Genomic DNA, 15417 nt, shown 5'->3' with positions numbered 1-15417 from the left:
CAGGTCCCTCGCTATGCCGGCGGCTGGGCCGCGGGCATGGCGTGGCGCCGGTAGTCGCCCGGCGTCATGCCGGTCCAGCGGCGGAACGCGCGGAAGAACGAGTTGGCATCGTCGAAGCCGAGCCGGAACGCGATCTCGCCGAGCGACAGCGCGCCTTCGCTCAGGTAGTGGCCGGCCAGCTCGCGCCGCGCGTCTTCGCATAGCGTGCGGAAGCTGGTGCCGGCGGCCATCAGCCGGCGCTGCAGCGTGCGCTCGCTGATGTCGAGGTGGCGTGCCACCGCGGCCAGGCTCAGGGCGCGGTCGCCGGCCAGCTGCTGCAGGGCGCTGCGCACATCGTAGAGCGAGGCCGCTGCCGGCCGCAGGTCGCGGCTGGCGGGCGGTGCCGCGGGGCTGGAGCGGTCGCGCGCCATCAGCCGCAGCGCCAGGTCGCGGCGGCCGAACACGATCGCGTCTTCGGGCTCGCCGAAGCGCACCGGGCAGTCGAAGGCCTCGGTATAGCGCAGGTGCCAGGCCGGCTGGCCGATGCGCAGCGATACCCGCAGCGGATGCAGCGGCTTGCGCGTGAAGCGCCGGCCGAAGGCCAGCAGCGAGCACAGCTCCATGTCGATGCGCGGCCGGCTGTCGGGCGCCTCGGGATCGCTCGGGCGGATGCAGACCCAGGCTTCGTCGCCCTGGCGGCGCAGCTCCACGCGGTCGCCGGCGAGCAGCTTCTGGTAGCGCGCGATGCGCCGCAGGGCCGTGCCCAATGACGGGCCGGCCATGGCGGGCAGGCCGGCCAGGCCGAGCAGGTCGGGCGGCATCCGGCTGCCCAGCCACAATCCGATGGCGGGGTCGCCGGTGGCGTGATAGACGGCCAGCAGCAGGTGGATGGCCTGTTGCGGGTCGGCCGCGTGCGCGGCGGGTTGGTGGTCGCAGGAGTCGGAGTCGGTGTCGGATTCCGGGGCAGGCGCGAGTGCCGATACGTCGTAACCGCCTTCACGCAGTGCGTGCAGCAGGTCACGAGGCAACGGCCCGGCCTGGATAGGCTCTTGTTGTGGCATCGTCGTTTTCTGGCTGGCAAAGTGGCGCAAATGCGCCCGTGCAGCCCCCGGTACGAAAGAGATTACGCGGTGACGATGGGCCCTTCAAGGGTGCGGGGCGGCCGGAAGTGTGGGCCAGGCAGCTTAACGGACGCTCACGCAGGCGTGTTTGGATGCCAGGCGACAGTGAGGCCCGCGTCGCGGCTGGCTTGGCGGGTCGCTGCAACCCGTTGCTTAAATTTTGGGCAGTCCGGTGCGGTGGCGCACAGACCGCGGTTTTCGGACAGTGCGCGGCAGGATATCCACAGATTCTGTGGATATCACGTCGGAGTTTTCAACATGGGTTTGTGCGGCTGCCAGTGGGCCGTGGAAGCGGGTATGCTGGGTGGCTTTGGCGGCATGGCGGGACAGCTCCGGCACCAGCGGCCGCCGACGGTTGGGTGGGCCGCAGCGCGATCCGACGGCATCCATGGCCCATTTTGCGTCATCGTGCCGCCAACGCTGTACCCAGCCCGGCATCCACATTCCGCGACTCAATCTGCCCGCCGCCATGCGCCATGACCGGTCGTTCGCCTTCCCGCGCCGCCTTGCCGTGTTGCCATTGCTTGCCACCGCCGCGGCGGTGTCGGGTTGCGTGGCGCAATACCGGGTACCTGCCGGTGCGCCGTCCGCCAGCGTGCGGCTGGTGACCAGCACCGACGAAAACACCTCGTTCACCATCGTCGATCCGGCCGGGTGTCCGGATCCGGCCCGGCCGCTGGTGCTGGCGGGGATGGGCAGGCAGTTGTCGGCGATGGGAAGGGAGCGCGGCCTCGACATGGCCGGGCGTTCGCCGGAGCCGGCCGCGCGCACCCGTGAACGGCTGGTCGAGGCGGGCCGGCGCATCTATGTGGCGGTAACTTCGGCGGCCGCGCCGCCGCTGCCCGAGATGCGCTGCGCCGCGGGCGTGTCGTTCGTGCCGGTGGCTGGCGCGCAGTACGAGATCCGCTACCAGCGGGACGAGACCGCCAGCCAGTGTTCGGCGCGGATCTTGCGCCTGCAGCCGCTGGCCGACGGCGGCGCGCGCCTGGCGGCCGAGCCGACGCAGCAGGGCTTCAGGGCGCTGCGCAAGGATTATGTCTGTCAGGCGTTGTGAAACCCGTCCGGGCCCCCCGGCTGCGGACGGGTTTGCGGGGCAGCGGGCAACCGGATCGGTCCGCTGAGCCCCGGGGCAGGACTGGTTTACTGCTCGATCAGGAAGCGCTCCGGGCGCTTGCCCAGCCAGGCCGGGGCACGGCCGCGGCCCGACCAGGTCTTGCCGGTCTTGGGGTCCATGTACTTCGGGGGCAGGGCGGCGGCAGTCTTGCGCGCGCTGCTGCCGGCAGGACGGCCACGCTTGCGCCGGGGCAGGATGTCTTCCGCGGTCAGGCCATATTCGGTCATCAGGTCGCGGATTTTATCGATCACGCCCGCTACTTCGGTCGCGCGCACTTCATTCAGCTTGGCTTCCAGCGCTTCCTTCTCAGCCAGGAGTTGCTTGTATGTCGCCATTTATATCCCCTTTCTGCAATTAGGCCGCTGCATGGTACTAGAAATTCCGGTGACAGAGCACCTGGAAAAATTTTACAAAAAATAACGCAGATTGCACGGACAGATTGTCGGGCGGCTTGTCGCTATGATTGTCACGCCCAATGCGGGAACGATTGGCGCGTCCATGGCCGCGACATTGCCCCCTCAATGACGGTTTTGCTGCGCCGGGCTTCCTATTTTTTTCCCTCATTTAGGGCCAATCGAATTACGCGCGCCGCCTGGCTTTAGCGCCTAGACTGTTTGTCTGCGCCCCGCGCAGTGCCAAGCCACGACTACCGGAGCCCCCTATGAGTCAGCAGATCTTTCTCAATTTACCCGTGCGCGACCTGCAAAAGTCGATTGCCTTCTTTACCCAGCTGGGCTTTACCTTCAATCCGCAATTTACCGACGATACCGGCACCTGCATGATCGTCGGCGAGAACATTTTCGTGATGCTGCTCACCGAAGCCAAGTTCCGCACGTTCTCGCCCAATGACATCTGCGATGCGCGCAAAGCCACCGAAGTGCTGGTTTGCCTGTCGATGGAAACCCGGGCCCGCGTCGATGAAATGGTCAATGCCGCGGTGCTGGCGGGCGGCAATACCTACAAGCCGCCAATGGACCTGGGCTTTATGTATGGCCACGGCTTCCAGGACCTGGACGGCCATGTCTGGGAGCTGGTGTACATGGATATGGCGGCAATGCAGGCGTCGCAATGAAGGTGCCATCGCGCCCGGCCAGCGCCAAAAAAAACAGCCCGGGAAAGCAGGAAGCCCGGGCTTGAAATCCACCTGGATCGCGGTGGAGGAGACATCTGGTTGTCAGCGTCCCGGCAGCAGCCGGGACGCGGTCATGCGCGGCGGCGTCAGATCGCCCAGCCGCCGGCGTAGAACGCAGCCAGCACCACCGCGATCGCCACGGTGCCGAGATTGAGCTTGCGCCATTCGCCGGCCACGACGCGGCCCACCACCAGGGTGCAGAAGCCGAGCATGATGCCGGTGACGATATTGCAGGTCAGCACGATGAACACGGCGCAGACCAGGCCGGCCAGTGCGTCGACCAGGTCATCCATGTGCAGGCGGCTGACGCTCGACAGCATCAGCAGGCCGACGTACATCAGCGCGGGCGCGGTGGCGTACGACGGCACCAGCGCGGCCAGCGGCGAGAAGAACATCACCGCGACGAACAGCAGGCCCACCACCACCGCGGTCAGGCCGGTCTTGGCGCCGGCGGCGACGCCGACGGTCGACTCGATATAGGCCGCGGCCGGGGCGCCGCCGAACATGCCCGAGAAGATCGAGCTGACCGAGTCCGCGGTCAGCGCGCGTCCGCCGTTGTGGATATGGCCGGCGGCATTGAGCTGCCCGGCCTGCCCGGCGACGGCGCGGATGGTGCCGGTGGCGTCGAACACCGCGGTCATCACCAGTGCCAGCACGCTCGGCAGCACGGCGGCGGTCAGCGCGCCGCGCACGTCCATGGCGCCGATCAGCGACTCGTGGCCCGGTGCGCTCAGCGACGGCAGCGCGAACACGCCGGTGAACTTCACCGCCGGATCGAAGGCCAGGCCCAGCGCCGAGATGGCGATGATCACCAGCAGGATCCCGCCCGGCACCTTGCGGCGCTCCAGCCCGAAGATCGCGGCCAGGCCCAGCACCGACATCACCACCGGGAACGAGGTGATCTTGCCCAGCGCCACCGGCAGGCCGGCATGCGTGTTCTTGACCACCAGCCCGACTTCATTCGAGGCGATCAGCAGCAGGAACAGGCCGATGCCGATGCCGGTGCCGTGCGCCACGCCGGCCGGCAGGTTGCGCAGGATCCAGCTGCGCACGCCGGTGACCGAGATCGCGGTGAAGATCAGGCCCATCAGGAACACCGCGCCGAGCGCGACCGCCGGCGACAGGCCCTGGCCCAGCACCAGGCCGAAGGCCATGAACGCGGTCAGCGAGATGGCGCAGCCGATGGCGATCGGCAGCTTGGCCCACAGGCCCATCAGCAGCGAGCCGAAGGCCGTGGTCAGGCACACCGCGACAAAGACCGCGCTGGTGTCGAAGCCGGCCTTGCCGAGCATGCCCGGCACGACGAAGACGGCGTAGACCATGGCCATGAAGGTGGTGACGCCGGCCACCACTTCCTGGCGCTGGGTGCTGCCGCGCGCGGTGATCTCGAAGAACGCGTCGAGCCGGCCTTTGACTTCCGGAACATGGGGGACGTGGGGGCGTGCGGGATCGGCCTCCGCCGCGGACGACGGATAGGGTTGTTCGATCATGATGAGCTGTCTCCTTGCGGGCGCTGCAACGTCCGTCGTGCGGAACGTCGTCAGGCGGTCTCACGTGGTTCTGGTCTGGGCTGGAGGCGGAAATCCTGGCCAACCCCGCTGTTATCGGTGTGCCGCTTGTCGGTGCCTTCTGTGGGCGTGATCCGGGCAAGGCTGAAGGCTAGGTGAGGCGGCGCGTGCCATCATCACCGACGCTCAATGCGCGGCATGTGCGACGGAGAATATCGAATGTGATGCATGGGTATCTCCAGATGTCGCGGCCGCTGCAGGTGGCGTTTTCGGCGGCTGCCGTTATCAGGCGATGCATATACGGCCTATAGGGAATGACCCGGATGCCCGGCGGTCGACTTCTCTATACTAGGGATAACCCTGAATCGTCTCGCGACCCAGGCCGAATCCCGGCCAGAAGTGCTTCACGAGACACTAAACCTGTTTCCGACCGAAAAAGGAAAATCGCCATGCAAGCACTCGCCGACACCCTCTATCGCCAGCCCGCACAGCCGAAGGCCTCGCAGCCCGTGGCGGCGCAGCCGACGCGCGATGTCGCCTATTACGCCCGCATGGGCGGCGGCCAGTCGCTGGCCGCGCGCGTGCGCGCTTACTTTGCGCAGGGCTGGACGCTGTACGCGGCCAATGCCCGCGAGGCCGCGCCGATCCGCTGGCTGTAAGCCAACCGCGCTGCGTCAGTACATGCCGGTGCGGGCCATGAACGCCTCCAGCGTCCAGCCGCGGCCGAGCAGCAGCATCCGCGTATGCAGCCCATCGCGCGTGGCGGCATCGACGGCTTCGCCGAGCCACGTCAGCGTCTTGCTGCGCAAATCGACATAGCCCATGGCGTAGTCGGGGGCCAGCGCCAGCCATAGCGCGTGGGCGCCGGCCGATTGCCGCGCGCCGCTCAGAAGGCATAGCCCGCCGTCCAGCGCCCAGCGATAGAGCGCCCGGGCCAGGCCGCGGCGCTGGTAAGCGGGCGCAAACTTGCTATGCGGCGCCCGCACCCACGGATCGGCCCGGCGGCCGACCTCGATCAGCCGGTTGAAGACGGTATAACCGGCCAGCCGGCGCTGCATCACGTCCTCCACATACACGTAGTACTCGCCGTCCGCCTCGCGGTAGCGCAGGCGCAGGCCGGGCGCGCCTGCCGGCAGGGCAGGCATCGCATGGAGGCGGTCGCCCGGCCGGCCGATGCGGCCGTGCAGGGCGTCGAGTTCGCGCTCGATCTCGGCGGGTGCCAGGTCAACGTCGATGCGCAGTTCGAGCGCGCGCGGCAGCGCCGGCACCGGCAGGCGCGGGGCATGAAAATTCGCCATGGCAGTCTCCCACCCGCTCAGGAATTGAGGAGCAGGTAGAGGGCGGCGAGCGCCACCATGGCGCAGAAGGTATGGCGGTAGAGCGGTGACATGTCTGGCTTTCTCCTGGCTGCATGATCGAGCGGGTGCCGGATGGCATCCGCGACATGGGCCGTGCGGGAAAGCTCAGGGCTGGAGGGTGGCGCCCCGAACTGCCCGCACGGCCAGGAAAAGCACGGCGCGACGGACCTGGTTGCAGGCGGGGAAGAGCCTGGCCAGGCCAAGGGCAAAGCCTTGCCGCGCGGTGCGCACGCGCGCGCCTGCCGCCGGCTGGGCCGGGCGGTTCAGGGTGGCGAAACGGGCGAAGCAAGGCATGGAGGCTGGGGGCGCAAGGGTGCGAAGGAACATTGCTTATGCCACACTTTATCGGTAATGTCCAGCCAAGTTGCGGGCTTCGGCAGTGAACTCCGTTCTACTTCTGTTGCCCGCGGGCGCGTGCAAGGGGGCTGGCACGGGCCGTCGTGATCGTTCATTGTGAACACTGTCTACATGTACTAGACTCGGAAACATCGTTCACCGGCCTTCTTGCAGGAGCCAAGATGACGACTTCCCCCATTCCTGAATCTGCTGGCCACGGCGCGGATACCGGCCCGGTCCGCCTGCTGGTGGCCACCACCAAGGGCGCCTGGTTCCTGACCAGCGACCCCGCGCGCCGCAGCTGGCAAATCGACGGCCCGACCTTCCTCGGCCATACCATCCACCATATCGTGCAGGACCCGCGCGACCCGTCGCGCGTGCTGATGGCGGCGCGCACCGGCCACCTGGGGCCGACCGTGTTCCGCTCCACCGACGGCGGCCGCAACTGGACCGAGGCGGCGCGCCCGCCCGCCTTCGACAAGGTGCCCGAGGGCGAGACCGGCCGCGTCGTCGACCACGTGTTCTGGCTCACCCCCGGCCATGCCAGCGAACCCGGCACCTGGTACGCCGGCACCTCGCCGCAGGGGCTGTTCCGCAGTGCCGACCATGGCGCGACCTGGGAGCCGGTGTCCGGCTTCAATGACCATCCGATGTGGCGCAGCTGGACCGGCGGCGAGCAGGACGGCACCCCCGACGGTCCCAAGCTGCATTCCGTGCTGGTCGACCCGCGCGATGCGCGCCACCTGTATATCGGCATGTCCAGCGGCGGCGTGTTCGAGAGCACCGACGCCGGCGCCGACTGGAAGCCGCTGAACCGCGGCAGCATCGCCAACTTCCTGCCCGATCCCAACCCGGAATACGGCCAGGACCCGCACTGCATGCTGCAGCATCCTGCCAACCCCGACATCCTGTACCAGCAGAACCATTGCGGCATCTACCGGATGGACCGCCGCGAAGGCGTGTGGAAGCGCATCGGCGAGGCGATGCCGGCCGAAGTCGGCGACATCGGCTTCCCGATCGTGGCGCACCGGCGCGACCCGCGCACGGTGTGGGTGTTCCCGATGGATGGCAGCGATGTGTGGCCGCGCGTCAGCCCGGGCGGCCGGCCCGCCGCCTATGTCACGCGCGACGGCGGCGAGACCTGGCAGCGGCAGGACCGCGGCCTGCCCGCCGAACAGGGCTGGTTCACGGTCAAGCGGCAGGCCATGGCAACCGACGGCCACGCACCGGTGGGCGTGTACTTCGGCACCACCGGCGGCGAGCTGTGGGCCAGCGCCGATGAAGGCGAGGCCTGGCAATGCATCGCCCGCAACCTGCCGCAGATCTACGCGGTCAGCGTGGCGCGTCCGGCCTGATCGCTGCTGCCGCGCCGGAGGATTTCCCATGCAGGTCCGTATCGCGACGCCGCTGTTCTCCTATACCGGACAGCGCGAATATGTCGAGGCCCGCGGTGCCAGCATTGCCGAGCTGCTCGACGACCTCGAGCGCCAGTTTCCCGGCATGCGTTTTCGCATCGTCGACGAGCAGGGCAAGCTGCGCCCGTATATCCGCGTCTTCGTCAACCGCACCCAGCTGATGCGCCTCGATGCGCCGCTGCAGGAGACCGACGAGGTCCATATCCTGCAGGCACTGGCCGGGGGCTAGCCCCCGGCCGCGGCGCCGCTCAACTCCCCGTGCCCCCGGCCGATATCCAGTCATGAACCCTGCCGTGCGCCATCCGCCGCGGCCGCAGGCAGATGACAACGATGGCGGCAACACACCACAAGCACGGCACGGGAGCGACGCATGAGCAGTTCCATGAGGGACATCGACGAACGGACTAACCTCACCAACAACAACCAGTTCGAGCTGCTGCTGTTCCGGCTCGGCGAGGCGGAACATTCCGGCCAGTCGGAGCTGTTCGGCATCAACGTCTTCAAGGTGCGCGAGATCCTGGTGATGCCCCCGGTGACGACCGTGGTCGGCGCCGACCCGTCGATCCTGGGCATGGCTGACATCCGCGGCCAGGTGATCCCGGTGATCGACCTGCCGCGGCTGGTCGGCTGCAAGCCGCGCGGCGGCCTGGGCATCCTGCTGGTCACCGAATACGCCCGCTCGACCCAGGGCTTTGCGGTCGAAGCCGTCGAGGAAATCGTGCGGCTGGAATGGAACCAGGTGCATTCGGCCGAGGCCAGCGTGCGCACCGGCCATGTGACCAGCATCGCCAAGCTGGAAGGCGGCGCGGACGGGGCCGAGGGCGGTGCCGAAGGGGCGCGCCTGGTGCAGGTGCTCGACGTCGAGCAGATCCTGCGCGACGTGCTGCCGACGCGCCAGCCTGACGTGGATCCGGGCGAGGTCGGTCCGCAGCTGCACTTGCGCCCCGGCGCCAAAGTGATCGCCGCCGACGACTCCGCGCTGGCGCGCGGGCTGATCGAGCAGGGCCTGAAGGCGCTGGGCGCGCCGGTGGTGATGACCAAGTCGGGCAAGGAGGCCTGGGAACTGCTCGACCGTATCGCGGCCGAGGCCGCCAGCCATGGCCGATCGGTGCAGGACGACGTCGCGCTGGTCCTGACCGACCTGGAAATGCCCGAGATGGACGGCTTTACGCTGACCCGCAAGATCAAGGCCGACAGCCGGCTGAAATCGCTGCCGGTGGTGATTCACTCGTCACTGTCGGGCGAGGCCAGCGAAGAACATGTGCGCAAGGTGGGCGCCGACGCCTATGTGGCCAAGTTTGTCGCCAAGGAACTTGCCGACACCATCCGCGCGGTGCTGACCCCGCGGTGCTGACTCGTCAAGCACGCCGCCGCGGGTACAGACGGCAGGCACAAAATGCAAGCGCCCGCAACCATTCCCGTACGCCGGTCGGTTGCCTATAAAACGGGCACTCCAGCGCGTTCCAGCGCGGGCGCGCCCTTTGCGGTTGTCAAGAGGGGGGATATCCACTGATCCTGTGGATATTTCCTGTGGACAAGTCGGGCCCGCCGGTGCGCTCCCGGCCGGCATCACGCGATGCCGGCCGGGAAGCCCCGACCGCGGCCTGGCGCGGGCTTCCGCGCCGCCGCGCTCCCTGGCGCCGCCGCTCCTCGCTCTCCCCTCTCCCTGTCCGCGCCCGTCCTTCGCCGTTGCGCTACTTGGGCTGTGCCACCGTGCGCAGGTAGGGCTTGTGCGTCTTGAAGCCCTGCGGGTATTTCTTGTTGGCTTCCTCGTCCGAGACCGAGGTCGGGATGATGACGTCCTCGCCCGGCTTCCAGTTCACCGGCGTGGCCACGGTGTGCTTCGCGTTGAGCTGCAGCGAATCCAGCAGCCGCAGCACCTCGTCGAAATTGCGTCCCGCGCTCATCGGGTACACCAGCATCGCCTTCACCTTCTTGTCCGGGCCGATGATGAACACCGAGCGGATGGTGGCGTTGTCCACCGCGGTGCGCGGCCCGCTGCCGCTGGCCTCGGGGTGGATCATGTCGTAGAGCTTGGCAACCTTCAGGTCGGCATCGCCGATCATCGGATAGTTGACGGTACAGCCCTGCGTTTCCTCGATGTCCTTGACCCAGCGCTGGTGGTCGCCCACCGGATCGATGCTCAGTCCGATGATCTTGGTATTGCGCTTGTCGAACTCGGGCTTGAGCCGGGCCATGTAGCCCAGCTCGGTGGTGCACACCGGCGTGAAGTCCTTGGGATGCGAGAACAGGATGGCCCAGCCGTCGCCGATCCACTCATGGAAATTGATCTGGCCTTCCGTGGTCTCGGCGGTGAAATCAGGGGCTTGCTCGCCCAGTCGAATCGCCATGGTTGCGCTCCTTGCAGTTGGCTTGGTTTGGAATCGCGCGTTGCCGCGCACGCTTGCCCGCTATCCCGGCTGTCCCTCTGTCCCGCCATCGCCCGGTCCGCCGCTAGCGGAACACCAGCACCGGGATCGTGCTGTGGGTCAGCACCTTGTGTGTCTCGCTGCCGATCAGCAGGGCCTGCAGCCCGCGCTTGCCATGCGACGACATCACGATCAGGTCGCACTCGCGCTGCTGCGCGCACGCGATGATGGCCTGCCAGGGATGGTCGTCGGTGGCGGTGATGGTCTCGCAAGGCACGCCGGCCTGCGTCGCGGTGTGGCTGAGCGCGGCGAGGAAGGTGTCGGCGTGGCGCGCGGCTTCGGCCGCGAAGTTGCTCTTGGGGTCTTGCAGGCTGGTGAGCCGGTAGGTCAGCACGTGGTACTCGGGAAGCACATGCAGCCCGGTCACGCGGGCGCCGATGCGGCTGGCGAATGCCATCGCGCGGTCCACCATGGCATCGGCGCGCGCGGAGCCGTCGGTCGGTACTAGCAGGTGCCTGTACATGATGAGCCTCCGCTTGCAGAGAGATGCCGCGCCAGCCTGGCGCGTCCGCGCACCGGCGGGCGAGCCAATCCAGTATAGGAATTGCGCGCCATAAGGAACAGGACACCGGGCCAGCGCGGCGCTGCCGCGATCCACAGCCGGGGGCGCGGGCAAACATTAACATCCTGTTATCATCCGATGCACCTTTACCCCCGCACCGATGGAAGGGACCGACGCATGATTGCGCTGCGCGAAGCTTGGCTGGCCGGATTGTTCCGCCGCGGCAACTGGCTGCCGAACCTGGTGTCGGGCGTGATCGTGGGGGTGGTGGCGCTGCCGCTGGCGATGGCGTTCGCGATAGCCTCGGGCGCCAAGCCGGAGCAGGGCCTGTACACGGCCATCGTCGCCGGGCTGGCGGTGTCGCTGTTCGGCGGCAGCCGGCTGCAGATCGCCGGGCCCACCGGCGCCTTCATCGTGGTGCTGTCCGCGGTGACGGCGCGCCACGGCATCGACGGCCTGCAGATCGCCACGCTGATGGCGGGCCTGATCCTGCTGGCGATGGGGCTGAGCCGGCTGGGCAGCGTGATCCGCTACATTCCCGCGCCGGTGATCGTCGGCTTTACCGCGGGCATTGGCGTGATCATCTTTGTCGGCCAGTGGCGCGACTTCTTCGGGCTGCCGCCGGTGGCCGGGACGCATTTCCACGAAAAGCTCTGGCACCTGCTGCAGGCCCTGCCGCAATCGCACCCGGCTACCACCGCGCTGGCGCTGGGCAGCCTGGCGCTGGTGGTGGGCGCGCCCCGCGTGCGCTGGCTGCGGCGCGTGCCGGGGCCGCTGGTGGCGCTGGTGGCCGCCACCGCGGCGCAGGCGCTGTTCCGTTTCGACGGCGTGGCCACTATCGGCTCGGCCTTCGGCGGCCTGCCGCGCGGCCTGCCGGTGCCGGCCTTGCCGGACATCACGCTGGCGCGGGTGCTGGAGCTGGCCGGACCCGCCTTCACCATCGCCATGCTCGGCGCGATCGAGTCCTTGCTGTCGGCGGTGGTGGCCGACGGCATGGCCGGCACCCGGCACGACTCCAACCAGGAACTGGTGGGACAGGGCATCGCCAATGTGCTGGCGCCGCTGTGCGGCGGGTTTGCCGCCACCGGCGCGATCGCGCGCACCGCCACCAATATCCGCAACGGCGGCAACAGCCCGCTCGCAGGCGTGGTGCACGCGCTCACGCTGGTGCTGGTGCTGCTGTTCCTGGCGCCGCTCGCGGCCAGCGTGCCGCTGGCCGCGCTGGCGGCGATCCTGTTCGTGGTGGCGTACAACATGAGCGAGATGCGCCAGTTCGCGCGCATGGTGCGGCGCGCGCCGCGCGCCGATGTCGCGATCCTGCTGATCACCTTTACGCTGACGGTGCTGACCGACGTGGTGGTGGCGGTCAATATCGGCGTGATCCTGGCCATGCTGCAGTTCCTGCGGCGCATGTCGGCATCGGTCGAGGTGGCACCGCAGGCCGCCGAGGCCGTGGCGCGCGAGCTTGGCGATGCGGGCACCGGCGCGGCGGCGCCGATGCCGCCGGGCGTGCTGGTCTATGTCATCGACGGCCCGTTCTTCTTCGGTGCGGTCGAAGCATGCGAGCGTGCGCTGGTGCAGACCCATACCGAGCCGCGCGTGCTGCTGATCCGCCTGGGCCGCGTGCCCTTCATGGACATGACCGGCCTGCAGACGCTCGAGGCGGTGATCGTCACGTTGCAGAAGCGCGGCGTCGCAGTGGTGCTGGCCGAAGCCAACGCGCGGGTCAGGGAAAAGCTGGCGCGCGCGGGCGTGCTGGCGGCGCTGGGCGAGGACAACTACGCGGATTCGCTGGCGCAGGCGGCGCAGCGCTGCGCCGTGCTGGCCGGTGACGAACCAGGCGCGGGCAACGCCCCGCGCTGAGCTACTTCTTCTGGCGCGTGCTGCCCGCGGGCCTGGGCTTGGTGGCGTAATCCACGCCATGCTGCGCCAGGTAATCGCGGATCAGCTGGCGCACGACCTGCGACGGCGTCAGGTCCTGCGCGGCGCACAGCGTTTCAAAGGCCTTCTTCTTGACCGGGTCGATCAGGATGGTCAGGCGGGCGGTCTTGGATTCCATGAGGATGTGCGGCGGTCCGGGCCGGTGATGGCGGCGGCGGTTGGATGGGCATTATATACAGCCCACCGCGGCTACCGAAGGCGGCTGGCACGCGGACGGTTTGCTCCCCTCTCCCGCGTGCGGGAGAGGGGCGGGGGTGAGGGCGGGCGCGTGGCAAGCGCGAGGCGTTCGAACTTCGTGGAAGCTCCCGCCCTCACCCCAACCCTCTCCCGCAAGCGGGAGAGGGAGTACGCAGCTAGTGCTGGAAAAGCCTGTCGTACTTCGTCGGGCCGCACCTTTTGCCAGCCAGCCCTATTCCGCCATCTCCAGATCCGCGATCACCGCCGCCAGGAAGCGCGCGGCTTCCCCGCCCGTGACCACGCGATGGTCGAAGGTCAGGCTCAGCGGCATTACCCGGTGCACCGCGGGCGCGCCGGCGGCCGCGACCACTTCGTCGCGCACGCGTCCGGCGCCCAGGATCGCCACGGTGGGCGGCACCACGATCGGCGCCGCATAGCGCCCCGCGATCATGCCGAAGTTGGACAGCGTGATGGTGTTGCCGCGCATCTCCTCGGGGGCGATGGTGCGTGCGCGGATGTCGGCGCGCATGCGGTCGAGCCCGTGGCGCAGGTCGGCCGCGTCGCGGTTGCCCACGTCGCGCAGCACCGGCACGAACAGGCCCTCGGGCAGGTCGGCGGCAATGCCGACGTCGATCTTCTTCAGCACGTGGCGGCGCCCGGTCTGGCCTTCATACCAGGCATTGAGCCCGGGCTCGGCGCGGCATCCGGCCACCAGCGCGCGCACCAGCCGGATGGTGACGTCGGCGCCGGCTTGCCAGGCGTGGATGTCGGCGTCGTCCATCACGGTGGCGGCGGCCACTTCCGCCTGCGCGCGCGCCATGTTCTGCGCCATCGCGCGGCGCACGCCGCGCAGTTCCTCGGGCGCGCCCAGCTCGGCCAGCGTGCTGGCGACGCGTTCCACGTCGGCGGCGGTGACCACGCCTTCGGGGCCGGAGGCGGTGGCCATCGCCAGGTCCACGCCCAGCCGGCGCGCCAGCGCCCGCACCGCGGGCGTGGCCTTGACGCGCGCGGCCATGCCCGCCGCGGGTGCCGCGGTGCCGGGCGGAGCGGCTTCGCTGGCCACGTGCGTGCCGACCTGGACCGAGCCCACCACGGTGCCGGCGTCGGCGTCCTCGCCGGCGCCCTCGAAGCCGACCAGCGGCGCTCCCAGGTGCACGATGTCGCCGGGCTGCGCGAACAGCTTGCCGATGCTGCCCGCATAGGGCGACGGAATTTCGACGATCGCCTTGGCCGTCTCCACCGACAGCAGCGGCTGGTCCGCCGCCACCGTATCACCGGTCTTGACGTGCCAGGCCACGATCTCGGCCTCCTGCAGGCCTTCGCCCAGGTCGGGCAGCTTGAAGACTCTCATCGGTCCTCCTTGGCAGGCGTGAACGGTGTGCGCACTGGCCGGCGCCTACGCCGCCAGGGCCCTGCGCGCGGCATCGACGATGCGCGCCACGCCGGGCAGGTAGGTGTATTCCAGCCGCGCCAGCGGCACCACGGTATCGAAGCCGGTCACGCGCTGCACCGGCGCGGCCAGCGAATACAGCCCCGCATCGGCCAGCTGCGCCGCGATCTCGGCGCCGAAGCCGGCGGTGCGCGGCGCCTCGTGCACGATCACGCAGCGGCCGGTGCGCGTGACCGCGTCCAGGATGGTCTGCATGTCGAGCGGCTTGAGCGTGGCCACGTCGATGACGGTCGCGGTGATGCCTTCCGCGGCCAGCGCGTCGGCGGCGGCCAGCGTTTCCTGCACCATCGCGCCCCAGCTCACCAGCGTAAGATCGCTGCCTTCGCGCAGCGTGAAGCAGGTATCGAGCGGCAGCGCCGCGCCGTCGTCGGCCACTTCCTGGCGGAACAGCCGGTACAGCCGCGTGGGCTCGAGGAAGATCACCGGGTCCGGGTCGGCGATCGCCGCCAGCAGCAACCCGTAGGCGCGCGCCGGCGATGACGGCACCACCACGCGGATGCCCGGCATATGCGCGAACATCGCCTCGGGGCTTTCGGAATGGTGCTCGGGCGCGTGGATGCCCGCGCCGCACGGCGAGCGCACCACCAGCGGGCAGGCCAGGCGCCCGCGGGTGCGGTGCCGCATGCGCCCGGCGTGGTTGATGATGTGGTCGACCGCCGGGTAGATAAAGCCGGTGAACTGGATCTCGGCCACGGGCTTGAGCCCCATCGCCGCCATGCCGATCGCCGCGCCGACGATGCCGCCTTCGGCCAGCGGCGTATCCATGACGCGCGCGGCGCCGAAGCGCGCCTGCAGGCCCACGGTGGCGCGGAACACGCCGCCGTTGACGCCGATGTCCTCGCCCAGCAGCAGCACATCGGGATCGTGCTCCAGCGCATGGGCCAGTGCCAAGTTGACTGCTTCGACCAGATTGATTTCCGCCATGGTTCGCTCGCTGTGGGCCGGTTCGATGGAG

The 15417-nt window shown here is 68.9% G+C and carries 16 protein-coding genes; 7 read left to right on the top strand and 9 right to left on the bottom strand.

From position 1 onward, the window contains the following. Positions 1 to 11: 11 nt before the first annotated feature. Positions 12 to 1040: an AraC family transcriptional regulator gene (locus GA0116996_RS17975; protein ID WP_243419694.1), complete on the bottom strand. Its 1029-nt coding sequence runs from the start codon at positions 1038 to 1040 to the stop codon at positions 12 to 14. A 529-nt stretch (positions 1041 to 1569) separates the two neighbouring features. On the opposite strand from GA0116996_RS17975, the gene GA0116996_RS17970 reads away from it, so the two are divergent. Then, positions 1570 to 2154 (top strand): hypothetical protein, encoded by a 585-nt coding sequence (locus GA0116996_RS17970; RefSeq protein ID WP_092314343.1) that lies wholly within the window; start codon positions 1570 to 1572, stop codon positions 2152 to 2154. A gap of 86 nt (positions 2155 to 2240) precedes the next feature. On the opposite strand, the gene GA0116996_RS17965 is transcribed toward GA0116996_RS17970, so the two are convergent. Continuing rightward, complete coding sequence (locus GA0116996_RS17965; RefSeq protein WP_092314341.1) at positions 2241 to 2549, bottom strand: H-NS histone family protein; 309 nt, start codon at positions 2547 to 2549, stop codon at positions 2241 to 2243. 326 nt (positions 2550 to 2875) lie between these two features. On the opposite strand from GA0116996_RS17965, the gene GA0116996_RS17960 reads away from it, so the two are divergent. Next, positions 2876 to 3286 (top strand): VOC family protein, encoded by a 411-nt coding sequence (locus GA0116996_RS17960; protein WP_092314339.1) that lies wholly within the window; start codon positions 2876 to 2878, stop codon positions 3284 to 3286. Between the two features lie 146 nt (positions 3287 to 3432). Here the strand turns inward: GA0116996_RS17960 and GA0116996_RS17955 are convergent, their stop codons facing one another. Continuing rightward, the gene (locus GA0116996_RS17955) at positions 3433 to 4836 is read right to left on the bottom strand and encodes an NCS2 family permease (protein ID WP_092314337.1); all 1404 of its coding nucleotides are present in this window, start codon (positions 4834 to 4836) and stop codon (positions 3433 to 3435) included. A gap of 467 nt (positions 4837 to 5303) precedes the next feature. Here GA0116996_RS17955 and GA0116996_RS17950 point away from each other — a divergent pair, with 467 nt between their 5' ends. Further along, positions 5304 to 5513: a hypothetical protein gene (locus GA0116996_RS17950; protein WP_092314335.1), complete on the top strand. Its 210-nt coding sequence runs from the start codon at positions 5304 to 5306 to the stop codon at positions 5511 to 5513. Positions 5514 to 5528: 15 nt separating this feature from the next. On the opposite strand, the gene GA0116996_RS17945 is transcribed toward GA0116996_RS17950, so the two are convergent. After that, positions 5529 to 6152: an N-acetyltransferase gene (locus GA0116996_RS17945; protein WP_092314333.1), complete on the bottom strand. Its 624-nt coding sequence runs from the start codon at positions 6150 to 6152 to the stop codon at positions 5529 to 5531. 578 nt (positions 6153 to 6730) lie between these two features. On the opposite strand from GA0116996_RS17945, the gene GA0116996_RS17935 reads away from it, so the two are divergent. The 3 genes from GA0116996_RS17935 (at position 6731) to GA0116996_RS17925 (ending at position 9317) form a co-directional block, all read left to right on the top strand. Further along, on the top strand, positions 6731 to 7903 hold the full coding sequence (locus GA0116996_RS17935; protein ID WP_092314331.1) for a beta propeller repeat protein: 1173 nt from the start codon (positions 6731 to 6733) through the stop codon (positions 7901 to 7903). Positions 7904 to 7931: 28 nt separating this feature from the next. Next, a complete protein-coding gene (locus GA0116996_RS17930; RefSeq protein WP_092314329.1) occupies positions 7932 to 8192 on the top strand; it encodes a MoaD/ThiS family protein in 261 nt (86 codons plus the stop codon). A gap of 141 nt (positions 8193 to 8333) precedes the next feature. Next, positions 8334 to 9317: a chemotaxis protein gene (locus GA0116996_RS17925; RefSeq protein WP_092314327.1), complete on the top strand. Its 984-nt coding sequence runs from the start codon at positions 8334 to 8336 to the stop codon at positions 9315 to 9317. Between the two features lie 340 nt (positions 9318 to 9657). On the opposite strand, the gene GA0116996_RS17920 is transcribed toward GA0116996_RS17925, so the two are convergent. Further along, a complete protein-coding gene (locus tag GA0116996_RS17920; protein WP_092314325.1) occupies positions 9658 to 10314 on the bottom strand; it encodes a peroxiredoxin in 657 nt (218 codons plus the stop codon). 103 nt (positions 10315 to 10417) lie between these two features. Beyond that, the gene (locus tag GA0116996_RS17915) at positions 10418 to 10855 is read right to left on the bottom strand and encodes a universal stress protein (RefSeq protein ID WP_092314323.1); all 438 of its coding nucleotides are present in this window, start codon (positions 10853 to 10855) and stop codon (positions 10418 to 10420) included. 216 nt (positions 10856 to 11071) lie between these two features. Here GA0116996_RS17915 and GA0116996_RS17910 point away from each other — a divergent pair, with 216 nt between their 5' ends. Then, entirely contained in the window at positions 11072 to 12757 is a 1686-nt protein-coding gene (locus GA0116996_RS17910) for a SulP family inorganic anion transporter (RefSeq protein WP_092314321.1), read from the top strand. A 1-nt stretch (position 12758) separates the two neighbouring features. Here GA0116996_RS17910 and GA0116996_RS17905 read toward each other — a convergent pair whose 3' ends face one another. The 3 genes from GA0116996_RS17905 to GA0116996_RS17895 all read right to left on the bottom strand — a co-directional run bounded on the left by GA0116996_RS17905 (position 12759) and on the right by GA0116996_RS17895 (position 15386). Further along, the gene (locus GA0116996_RS17905) at positions 12759 to 12953 is read right to left on the bottom strand and encodes a CopG family transcriptional regulator (RefSeq protein ID WP_092314319.1); all 195 of its coding nucleotides are present in this window, start codon (positions 12951 to 12953) and stop codon (positions 12759 to 12761) included. A 291-nt stretch (positions 12954 to 13244) separates the two neighbouring features. After that, on the bottom strand, positions 13245 to 14363 hold the full coding sequence (locus GA0116996_RS17900) for a dihydrolipoamide acetyltransferase family protein (protein ID WP_092314317.1): 1119 nt from the start codon (positions 14361 to 14363) through the stop codon (positions 13245 to 13247). A 45-nt stretch (positions 14364 to 14408) separates the two neighbouring features. Further along, entirely contained in the window at positions 14409 to 15386 is a 978-nt protein-coding gene (locus GA0116996_RS17895) for an alpha-ketoacid dehydrogenase subunit beta (RefSeq protein WP_092314315.1), read from the bottom strand. Positions 15387 to 15417 lie beyond the last annotated feature (31 nt).

The organism is Cupriavidus alkaliphilus, assembly GCF_900094595.1.
GTDB classification, from domain to species: Bacteria; Pseudomonadota; Gammaproteobacteria; order Burkholderiales; family Burkholderiaceae; genus Cupriavidus; species Cupriavidus alkaliphilus.
The sequence above is the reverse complement of the archived record's forward strand: the minus strand, read 5'-3'. Positions and strand labels throughout refer to the sequence as shown.

Bases quoted from the DNA above. Each gene is read 5' to 3' on its own strand.
- GA0116996_RS17970 (WP_092314343.1), top strand. From the start codon at position 1,570: ATGCGCCATGACCGGTCGTTCGCCTTCCCGCGCCGCCTTGCCGTGTTG.
- GA0116996_RS17905 (WP_092314319.1), bottom strand. From the start codon at position 12,953: ATGGAATCCAAGACCGCCCGCCTGACCATCCTGATCGACCCGGTCAAG.
- GA0116996_RS17920 (WP_092314325.1), bottom strand. From the start codon at position 10,314: ATGGCGATTCGACTGGGCGAGCAAGCCCCTGATTTCACCGCCGAGACC.
- GA0116996_RS17955 (WP_092314337.1), bottom strand. From the start codon at position 4,836: ATGATCGAACAACCCTATCCGTCGTCCGCGGCGGAGGCCGATCCCGCA.
- GA0116996_RS17975 (WP_243419694.1), bottom strand. From the start codon at position 1,040: ATGCCACAACAAGAGCCTATCCAGGCCGGGCCGTTGCCTCGTGACCTG.
- GA0116996_RS17935 (WP_092314331.1), top strand. From the start codon at position 6,731: ATGACGACTTCCCCCATTCCTGAATCTGCTGGCCACGGCGCGGATACC.
- GA0116996_RS17895 (WP_092314315.1), bottom strand. From the start codon at position 15,386: ATGGCGGAAATCAATCTGGTCGAAGCAGTCAACTTGGCACTGGCCCAT.
- GA0116996_RS17950 (WP_092314335.1), top strand. From the start codon at position 5,304: ATGCAAGCACTCGCCGACACCCTCTATCGCCAGCCCGCACAGCCGAAG.
- GA0116996_RS17945 (WP_092314333.1), bottom strand. From the start codon at position 6,152: ATGGCGAATTTTCATGCCCCGCGCCTGCCGGTGCCGGCGCTGCCGCGC.
- GA0116996_RS17930 (WP_092314329.1), top strand. From the start codon at position 7,932: ATGCAGGTCCGTATCGCGACGCCGCTGTTCTCCTATACCGGACAGCGC.
- GA0116996_RS17960 (WP_092314339.1), top strand. From the start codon at position 2,876: ATGAGTCAGCAGATCTTTCTCAATTTACCCGTGCGCGACCTGCAAAAG.
- GA0116996_RS17965 (WP_092314341.1), bottom strand. From the start codon at position 2,549: ATGGCGACATACAAGCAACTCCTGGCTGAGAAGGAAGCGCTGGAAGCC.
- GA0116996_RS17910 (WP_092314321.1), top strand. From the start codon at position 11,072: ATGATTGCGCTGCGCGAAGCTTGGCTGGCCGGATTGTTCCGCCGCGGC.
- GA0116996_RS17915 (WP_092314323.1), bottom strand. From the start codon at position 10,855: ATGTACAGGCACCTGCTAGTACCGACCGACGGCTCCGCGCGCGCCGAT.
- GA0116996_RS17925 (WP_092314327.1), top strand. From the start codon at position 8,334: ATGAGCAGTTCCATGAGGGACATCGACGAACGGACTAACCTCACCAAC.
- GA0116996_RS17900 (WP_092314317.1), bottom strand. From the start codon at position 14,363: ATGAGAGTCTTCAAGCTGCCCGACCTGGGCGAAGGCCTGCAGGAGGCC.